General features: G+C 38.6%; 6 protein-coding genes, 2 pseudogenes and 1 riboswitch. Of the genes and pseudogenes, 1 reads left to right on the forward strand and 7 read right to left on the reverse strand.

Going from position 1 to position 9,688, the window contains the following annotated elements; genetic code table 11:
* Positions 1–670: pseudogene (locus tag ACI4WO_RS05755) on the reverse strand (glutamine--fructose-6-phosphate transaminase (isomerizing)); the annotation flags it as partial.
* Positions 671–985: 315 nt separating this feature from the next.
* Here ACI4WO_RS05755 and metG point away from each other — a divergent pair.
* Positions 986–2,926, forward strand: coding sequence for a methionine--tRNA ligase (metG, locus tag ACI4WO_RS05760; protein ID WP_439806610.1), 1,941 nt, complete (start codon positions 986–988; stop codon positions 2,924–2,926).
* 118 nt (positions 2,927–3,044) lie between these two features.
* Here the strand turns inward: metG and ACI4WO_RS05765 are convergent, their stop codons facing one another.
* From ACI4WO_RS05765 to ACI4WO_RS05790, 6 genes and pseudogenes are all read right to left on the reverse strand, one after another.
* Positions 3,045–3,998 (reverse strand): hypothetical protein, encoded by a 954-nt coding sequence (locus ACI4WO_RS05765; protein WP_439806611.1) that lies wholly within the window; start codon positions 3,996–3,998, stop codon positions 3,045–3,047.
* Positions 3,999–4,266: 268 nt separating this feature from the next.
* Complete coding sequence (locus tag ACI4WO_RS05770) at positions 4,267–6,636, reverse strand: hypothetical protein (protein ID WP_439806612.1); 2,370 nt, start codon at positions 6,634–6,636, stop codon at positions 4,267–4,269.
* 192 nt (positions 6,637–6,828) lie between these two features.
* The gene (locus tag ACI4WO_RS05775; RefSeq protein WP_439806613.1) at positions 6,829–7,374 is read right to left on the reverse strand and encodes an NADH peroxidase; all 546 of its coding nucleotides are present in this window, start codon (positions 7,372–7,374) and stop codon (positions 6,829–6,831) included.
* A 254-nt stretch (positions 7,375–7,628) separates the two neighbouring features.
* Positions 7,629–8,456 (reverse strand): dockerin type I domain-containing protein, encoded by an 828-nt coding sequence (locus tag ACI4WO_RS05780; RefSeq protein WP_439806614.1) that lies wholly within the window; start codon positions 8,454–8,456, stop codon positions 7,629–7,631.
* Positions 8,457–8,578: 122 nt separating this feature from the next.
* Positions 8,579–8,661, reverse strand: a riboswitch (cyclic di-GMP riboswitch).
* 131 nt (positions 8,662–8,792) lie between these two features.
* Positions 8,793–9,311, reverse strand: coding sequence for a hypothetical protein (locus tag ACI4WO_RS05785; protein ID WP_439806615.1), 519 nt, complete (start codon positions 9,309–9,311; stop codon positions 8,793–8,795).
* A gap of 122 nt (positions 9,312–9,433) precedes the next feature.
* Positions 9,434–9,688: pseudogene (locus ACI4WO_RS05790) on the reverse strand (translational GTPase TypA); the annotation flags it as partial.

Consider the following 9,688-nt stretch of genomic DNA (forward strand, 5'->3'; position numbering starts at 1 on the left):
GGAGATCGTAAATTTTCACGCCATCAGATGAAAGCTTTGCAATTTCATTATGTTCAAGAAGATAATAATTTTTGGTATATTTTAAAATAGCCGGTACATCAGAAGCTATAAAGCTTTCGTTTTCGCCTACCCCGACTATCAGAGGACTTTCACAGCGAACGGCATAAACAGTATCCTTAAAATCAGCAAAGACTATTCCCAGAGCAAATGAACCCTCAAGCTCATGCATAACCTTAATAATAGTATCCAGCGGATTTCCGTCATAGTAATAATCCAGAAGCTGAGCCACGACTTCAGTATCCGTTTCACTTTGGAAAACCCTGCCCTGTGCAAGAAGGAAATCCTTGAGGGGCTTGTAGTTTTCAATAATTCCGTTATGTACTATTGTAACTCTCTTTCCGCTGTGAGGATGGGAATTGATATCAGATGGTTCTCCGTGAGTCGCCCATCTTGTATGACCGATTCCGGCATGACCTTCCGGACGTCCGGTTTCCTCCATTTTATGTTCAAGATCTTTAAGGCGGCCTTTTGACTTGGCAACCTTGATTTCGCCTTTTTCAAATACGGCTATCCCCGCCGAATCATATCCTCTGTATTCAAGCTTTGAAAGGGCGTCAATTAAAACGTCAGTACAGTCCCTTGAACCTACATAGCCTACTATTCCGCACATAAACAAATGTGATCCGTCTGAAGTTTTTGTAAAGTACAGGTAAACATTTCAGACAAATCTACTCCTTTCAATTTGTTAAACCTAATATATTATATCATAGCAAGGTGAAAATTGCAACAGATTCAAACTTTATAAAATGAGAAATGTGTGAAAAACATCTAAAAACTTATAGATTTCGCCTGTATTCTTCGGTCTTTATTTCAGCCGTTCACTGTCCGGTCAATACTGAATATCGCAGTTTTCTGAAAAAGCTTGAAAATTTTACGGAATTGAGTTATAATAGTGAATATATGAAAAACTCAAGGAGGAACAATTATGTCAAAAAAACCATATTACATTACAACTCCGATTTACTATCCGTCGGGAAACCCCCATATCGGACACTGTTACACAACAGTAGCCTGCGATTCTATCGCCCGTTACAGACGAATGCAGGGCTATGACGTAATGTTTCTTACCGGTACGGACGAGCATGGTCTTAAAATTGAGCAGAAGGCTAAGGAAGCCGGAATTACTCCGAAAGAATATGTTGATGAAATAGTCAAGACTTTCAAAAAGCTCTGGAGCTTTATGAACATAAGCTATGACAGATATATCAGAACCACTGACGATTATCATGTTGAAACAGTACAGAAGATTTTTAAGGAGCTTTACGATAAGGGATACATCTACAAGGGTGAATATTCAGGCAAGTACTGTACCCCGTGCGAAAGTTTCTGGACTGATTCCCAGCTTGTTGACGGAAAATGTCCTGAATGCGGAAGAGATGTAATCGAGGCGAAGGAAGAAGCTTACTTCTTTAAAATGTCACCATTTGCGGACAGAATTGAAAAGCTGCTGACTGAGACTGACTTTCTTCAGCCAAAAACCCGTGCGGTAGAGCTTGTAAACAACTTCATAAAACCGGGACTTGAAGACCTGTGTGTTTCAAGAACGAGCTTTACATGGGGTATTCCTGTAACATTCGATGAAAAGCACGTGGTTTATGTGTGGATTGATGCACTTTCAAACTATATTTCAGCTCTGGGCTACAAAAATGAATCTTTTGACGATTTTGAAAAATACTGGCCTGCGGATGTCCACATGGTTGCCAAAGATATAATGCGTTTCCACGCTATTATATGGCCGGCAATGCTTATGGCTCTTGATCTGCCGCTGCCGAAGCATCTTGCAGTACACGGCTGGATCACTTTCAACGGTCAGAAAATGAGCAAGTCAATCGGAAACGTGGTTGATCCTTTCGTACTGGGAGAACGTTACGGTGCTGACGCAATCCGCTATCACATTCTGCGTGAAATGGCTCTGGGTGCGGACAGTTCTTTCTCAAATGAGATCATGATAAACCGTATCAACTCCGACCTTGCAAACGGATTCGGAAATCTTGTTTCAAGAACCGTTGCCATGGTCATAAAGTATTTTGACGGCACTCTTCCCACAGAAAAAGCTGCCGGAGAGTTCGATGATGATCTTATCGCACAGGCAACCGGACTTCGTGCCAAAGTTGACGATTTTATGGACAAGACACAGCTTCAGAATGCTCTTGCGGAAATTTTCAAGGTAGTGTCCCGTGCAAACAAGTATATTGACGAAACTGCTCCGTGGGTACTGGCAAAGGACGAGGCAAATAAATCAAGACTTGCCGCAGTACTTTACAATCTCCTTGAAACGATAAGAATAACTTCAACACTTCTGAGTGCATTCATGCCGTCAACAATGCCTGAGGTATGGGAACAGATAGGTGCAGCCAGTAAAGATGTAACATATGAAAATGCCGGAAAATTCGGAGTATTGCCGGCAGATGTTACAGTTAAAAAGGGACGTGTTCTCTTCCCGAGAATTGATGCTGAAAAGGAAATTGACGAACTTAACAAGCTCATTGAAGAACAGATGGCAAAGGCTAAAAAGCCTCAGGAAAAAATAGAGCTTGCGCCTGAAATTTCCATTGACGAATTTTTCAAATCAGAGCTCAGAGCCGCAAAAGTCAAAGCATGCGAAAAGGTCAAAAAATCAAAGAAGCTTCTTAAATTGCAGCTGGACGACGGCATGGGTGGAAGACAGGTTGTTTCCGGTATTGCACAGTCTTACAGTCCTGAAGATTTAATCGGAAAAACAGTTATTCTTGTGGCAAATCTTAAGCCTGCAAAGCTTTGTGGAGAAGAAAGCATGGGTATGATTTGTGCCTGTGATATGCCAAACGGCAGTATTAAAGTGGTATTCCTTGATGATGATGTTCCGGCTGGAACTAAGATAAGATAAAGATTTTTTAATAGCTTGAAAACCTCCCTTCAACCGGGGAGGTTTCATTATAACAGTATAAAAGCAAAAAAGACGCCCTCACCTGAGAGCGTCTTTTTATATCGGGTTAAACCGTTAATTAGTCTGTAGCAGTATCCAGACCGGTTACTGTGAATGTGATTTCGATATACTGATTTACAGTTGTACCAGATGGAAGTACATTATCACCGCTGAATCCATTGATATAAACTGTTGTTCCTGCATTTGATTCATTTGCATTACCATTATTATCAACCTGTAGTGTCTTTCCATCAGCCAGTGTTGCTTCTTCTCCATCAATAATCAAACTATCAATTGTAACTGATAAGTCAGGATAGTAATTTGGTGTAAGTGTTGTTGAAGTATCGCTTGTTCCAAAGAGACGAACACCCAGATACTGAATAACTGATTCATTATTTACTGCAAGTCTTACAGTATATGTTCCGTCACCATTAATTTCAGGTACCAGGTTACCTGTTGTATTTTCAGCAATTGCCTCATAACCGCTCTGCTGCCAGATATAATTAGATCCAATTACACCTACAATACCAGCTCTGTTAACATCTGTACCTGCAATTGAATTTGTACTCAGGTCAACAGTTGTTGAAACTGCTTCTGTTGTTACTGCTGAAACAGAAGTTTCTGAATCTGAAGTTGTTGTAACTTCTGATACTGTTGTTTCTGCATCAGTTGTGGTAACTTCAACAAGAGTTGTAGTAGTTGCTTCTGTTGTTTCTGCATCAGTTGTTGTAACTTCAACAAGAGTTGTAGTAATTGCTTCTGTTGTTTCTGCACCAGTTGTTGTAACTTCAACAAGAGTTGTAGTAGATTCTTCTGTAGTTTCAACCGGATCAGTTACTGTTGTAACAGTTGTTTCAGCTTCTGTTGTTTCAACAGGATCAGTTACTGTTGTAACAGTTGTTTCAGCTTCTGTTTTAATATCGCCGTCATTGTTGACATCGCCCATATAATCTGCTGCGGATGCACTAAAAACAGACATCATGGAAATCACGGCAGCGGATATCAAAGCTGCCATACCTTTGAATTTCTTCATAAAGCTTATCACCCTTTCTAAAATTTAAGTCTATTAAAAATTAACTTTTCTACAAAATTTATTATAACACACCGTTTTTTCAATGTCAATAATGCATATTCCAAGCAGTGTATTTTTGTTGAATATGTATAAAAATATTTTTTACAAGTAATTTTAAATTTTAATTATTAATTGATCTTTGCTAAAATTTCACGCCTGATTAGAAAATATTTTCAGCATAATAATTAAAGGGAATGTCCATAAAAAGCATTCCCTTTTGTGAAATATTTTATTTCCAGAATTCAAATAAGCGTTCAAAAGCCATAAATGACGCCTTTTGCGATGCCGGCATATTTACCGTTAATATCCAGCTGTAGGACTGAGCCGCACACAGAACAAAACATACTACCAAACTTGCAGTCATAAGCTTGTTTAAAATTGACTTTACTGCCCCATTTGCTTTATCAAACATTATAAATGCGATTGCCAGCGCACCCGTAAGCAACTGCCATGCCACATCAACAGAATATCTTGCAGCATAACCGCTTTCCCATACGGAGCACATTATAATAAATGGTATCACAATGCATGTAACCAATATAATAACTGAATAAAGCCTTTTGTAATCTCCATTGGATTTGCGGTAAGCCTTTAAGCCGTATCCATAGGAAAGAACAGGCAATGCTTTCCAGATTAGTCCGATAGCGGAATATGTTGCTATGAAATAGTATCCCTGAGGATTGAAGGTTTCAACCGTATTACCGATAAAGAACGGCATATCAGGAGCAAAATCAGGAATTGCCAGCAGAAAATTATACAGACCGACAAGGACAAAGTGTGTGTGATACTGGGACTGTGTAAAGTCATTTATTGTCAGCGAATATTGTATTCCGAAATCAAAGAACGAATCAAATCTCGCATAATTGTAAACCATCTGGACTCCGCCTATTACCGCAAATGGTACAAGTGCGCAAAGCAGATAAGGCAGATAATGTTTAAATGACGGTTTTACGCTGTTTTTTGCAGTATACTGGGAACGCATTTTTCTCAGTCCGCCCCAGATAAATAAGAATGCCGCAAAGCAGTAAAGCACAAGAGTCGGACGGCAGAGAACGCCCAGTCCCAGCATTACTGAAGAAAGGCAGACACGCCATTTTATTATTTTTCCGTCTCCTAAAACATTTGAAGACATAAGCAGAAACGCTCCGCAGGTTACACACGCAAAGCCTGCCGACTGAGCAATCTCATAGAAATTAGGAGTATTATAGCAAAGCCAGATACCCGTTATAAGCTGCATCATTATAAGTCCGGAAATTATCAGAGAAGACCTGACATTTCTGAAAAATTTATTTGTAAAGGACATGTAGAATTTTGAAAGGAAGAAGATTCCCAATGCACCAAAAAGCCATATTGCCCACACCGACGGGAAATAATAGCCGGTAATCTTGTGGAAAGGCAGAAACAGCAGTACAACAGGAGCTATTCCATAGTATGAATAATATTTTCCGTCATAGAGAACGTGATCCCATGCATAATTTATTCCGCTTCGCTGACTGTTATCATAAGGATTTTCCAAAGCCAGAAGCTCCGGCTCCGGTTCTCTCAGAAGAGAAACCTGTCCATTTTCAAATGCATCTACAATTTCCTGAGTTATCTGATTTCCAGTTTCCATAGTAAAATCCTTTTTCAGGCTGTGGTCAGGATCAGAATAGCGATAGCAGTTTGTAATAACAAGAGATAAAATAATAAATATTCCGGTTAATGAATATGCAAGTGTTTTTGTAAGAATACTGTTATCCTTAAATGATTTTCTGAATGCCGGGGAGAAAACGAGGATATATATTCCTATACTTCCCAAAAGCATTAAAAAGAATCTCAGGAATGAAAAATGAATAAAGACAGGTATATTAACAGCGATTCTTCCGATAGTTATTACGTCCCCGTCATCGGCACTGAAATCAAGTTTGAGGTCATACGTATTTCCGGAAAAATTGCATACAACAGTCTGGCTTCGTTCATTGGAGTTTATAACCTCAGCCATGGCGCATCCGGTACGGTAGCCGTTTTTATTCGTATCATCAGAGAAGGAGATACTATAAGTAACCGCCGGATTGTTAAGAGATTCCGATTCAATAGTAAGAGTTCCCACAGGCATATTAAGATTTTTAAATTCAATGGACGCATTTCCTGACTGTACAGTTTTTGAAGATGACGTGTCAAAATTTTCAGTTACAGCATTTGCGGTATCCAGCTGTACAGGACTGTAATTTCCGAAAAGCAGATGAAATGAATTCATATTAAAAATCATAATTTCAATAAGTGTACAGACCATCATGGAACGAGCCGCAAATTTTATAAGACCGCTGCATCTTTCAGGACTGTACTTTTTTCTTAAGAAAGCTCCCGCCCCGGAAATAAATCCTGAAACAGCGAATATCAGGGGCATTAAGCTTACGCCTCCGAAATCCAGCACTCCGGACAAATCCAGTATTGCCAGTATTATAAGGAGCAGTTCTGCTCCGATTACAGAAAGTCCGTAAGCCTTCTTATTTTTTGTCATAAATTCAGGAATTTTATGTGAAGTATAAGAAAATACAAATATTAATATATAAGCGAAAGCCAGAAGGCTTAAAATAAATCCTGCTTCATCAAAACCCATAATAATCTCCGTTTCTGCCCGATTCACCGGCAATTTGTTTAAAAAGTATATTTATATTATAAATTAACAAGAAACATTTGTCAACCATCTTTGACTTTCATGAACAAAAAACAATACCTCTCCGAAGAGGATCGGAGAGGTATGTAAATAAAGAAGAAGGAAAAAGCTGTATAATAGCTTTTGGAATTGTTATTATTTAAAATATCTGTTAAGAAGACCTTCAAAAGCACATCCGTGTCTTGCTTCGTCCTTAGCCATTTCATGAACAGTATCGTGAATAGCGTCAAGGTTAAGCTCTTTTGCCTTTGCAGCAAGTTTTTTCTTGCCTTCGCATGCACCGTTTTCAGCCATTACTCTTAACTCAAGATTTTTCTTTGTTGAGTCTGTTACAACTTCGCCGAGAAGTTCAGCAAATTTTGCAGCATGTTCAGCTTCTTCATATGCTGCCTTTTCATAGTAAAGACCAACTTCAGGGTAACCTTCTCTGTGTGCAACTCTTGCCATTGCAAGATACATGCCTACTTCTGTGCATTCACCGGTAAAGTTCTGTCTTAATCCTTCAATAATTTCAGGATCAACATCCTTTGCTACGCCAACAACATGCTCATCAGCCCATGCCAGACCTTCAGAAGGAGCTTCTGTGAACTTTGAAGCCGGAGCTTTACACTGTGGACATACATCAGGTGCCTTTTCGCCTTCGTAAACATAACCGCATACAGAACATACAAATTTTTTCATTATTTATCCTCCAATAATATAATTTTTCAAATCAAAAACAAAAGTTTCCCTTTGCTTTCCATACTTATTATAAACTATAGAAGGATTTTTGTCAATGATTTTTTATAAAAATTCACAAAGTTTTCACATTTCATATGTGAATTGTGCAATATAAAACAGTAATCGTTATCGTTTAGTCACTCGAAAGGAAAAAGGCGTAAAAACGCCCTTTTCAGTTTAAATATATTATGTGATGATTAGGGAAAGCTGATTTTTTACTTAATAATATCGTCCCAGCTTACGTCCTCGACGCTCTTCCTGGACAAATATCTGGAAACTGCTGCTGCATCATTAATAGCGAGCTTATCGTCTTCATTTACGTTGCCGAAGAATTTACCTTCATCAGTGTCAATAACCTCTTCGCCCTTAAAGCTGCTTGCACAATGTCTTGCAATTGTAGCCGCATCTCTTACATTAACCTTACCGTCGCCGTCAACATCACCTCTGAGACCTGGTTTCTGTTCAAGCAGATTACCTGTTTTATCATCGTATTTTTCAAATACCATGTAATCAGGGCGTCTCTTTGTTTCTTCAAGAACTTCAATTGTGCCGTCATATGATTCATAATTTTCATAATCAGAATCAAATGTTGAGAATGTTCTGATTTCACTGAACTTAACGTCATAAATCTGACCTGTTTCAGCATCATCAGGAACAGTAAACTGTAAAGTTACAACCGGCTTATTATCCTTGTATGCTTCAGAGCCGTATCCTATAAGTGCTACATAATTATCAAATGTATCACAAGCATTTGCGCCTATAACTCTTTCGAGCTTAAGTGCAGGATCATATTCAACAAGAAGATCATAAGCTGCACATGTATTATTTGTTTCCATAGACAATGTAACTGATGCCATTTTTCCTGCTACTGCCTGAGCATCAGAAAGTTCAATAGATTCAACAGAAACTATATCATTTTTCTTGCTTCTTTTTACTGTTCTTGGTGCAGCTTCCTTAGCTGATACCATTGTGCCGTTTGCTGCCGCTGCCATAACTGCTGTTGCCAAAATAGCGGATGCCTTCATAATAGTGTTCTTTTTCATAACATTTCCTTCTTTCTCAAATTATCAGGCAACCCTATTTTTCTTTAAGGATGTAATAAAAATCGACCTGCATTCAATAAACGCCGGCCGTTCAGAAAATAACAGTTTATTTTTCTCCTGTTAAATGCAACCGGCTGTCATACCATTACGGTTTAGACCCTTAGCTTTGCGTCCTTACTTTTCAATAAGTTTGCCAAATATTAAATTTATGTTTTAATCGTTTAAGTTTAATCTTAATTCCTCTTCCGTATCTCTTACTGTAATCACATTATACCATGGGAAATTATTCCTGTCAAGGGGTTTTTATCAAGTTTGTATAAATAACCCACAAATTGTTTAATTGATTGTGCGTTTTAAACAATTATCCGTATTTTCTTCACCTAAAACCTTTAAGATAGGATAAGAATGATCATATTTTTTTACAATATCGGGGTTTTCAAGGGCATATTTATATATCTTTTCTCCCAGTCCATTTTCAACAAATTCAACAAGTTCCCTAAGCGGACGGTTGTATAATTCTCCGCACACCGGACAGATACTGATGACCCACGTTCCATTCAGATCCATTATTCTATAAGGCCAGATACTACAGTCAAACGGCTTTTTATCTCCCAGTATGCAGCCCTTTTCCTTATCAAGTGCCGGACAGAAAAACAGTTCATCCCCTTCAAGTCTGCCTGCCTTAACTATAAAAGCACCGTCTTTTTCTGTAAATTCAGTATCCGGTCTGAGCCTTGACAGTTCCTTTGCTGTATCACTGTTCATAACCGGCATTTCCCATATATCTGTTTTGTCAAAGCCGCAGCAGATTCTGCACTCTCTGCATGATTTGTTTTCTAACAATCCTTTAAGCATTTTATGTAATTCTCCCTTCACTTACTGTCATATTCGTATTATCTTTATTATAAGAGGGGGACGCTTTGCAAATGAAAGCATCCCTTGATTTACTTAAAAATTAATTTTTCTGCAAAATCCTATTATTGTTTTGCACGCATTTTTGCACGCTGTGTATTGCTTAAGATTCTTTTTCTGATACGGATATTTTCAGGAGTTACTTCCAGAAGCTCATCGTCTGCCAGAAATTCCAGACTGTCCTCAAGACTCAGGCGTCTTGGCGGCACAAGTCTTAAAGCATCGTCCGAACCGCTTGCACGGGTATTAGTAAGATGTTTTTTCTTGCATACGTTAACTACCAGATCCTCTGATTTCGGAGAAGCTCCTACAATCATTCC

It is taken from the genome of Porcipelethomonas sp., from assembly GCF_051893655.1.
Taxonomy (GTDB): domain Bacteria; phylum Bacillota; class Clostridia; order Oscillospirales; family Ruminococcaceae; genus Porcipelethomonas.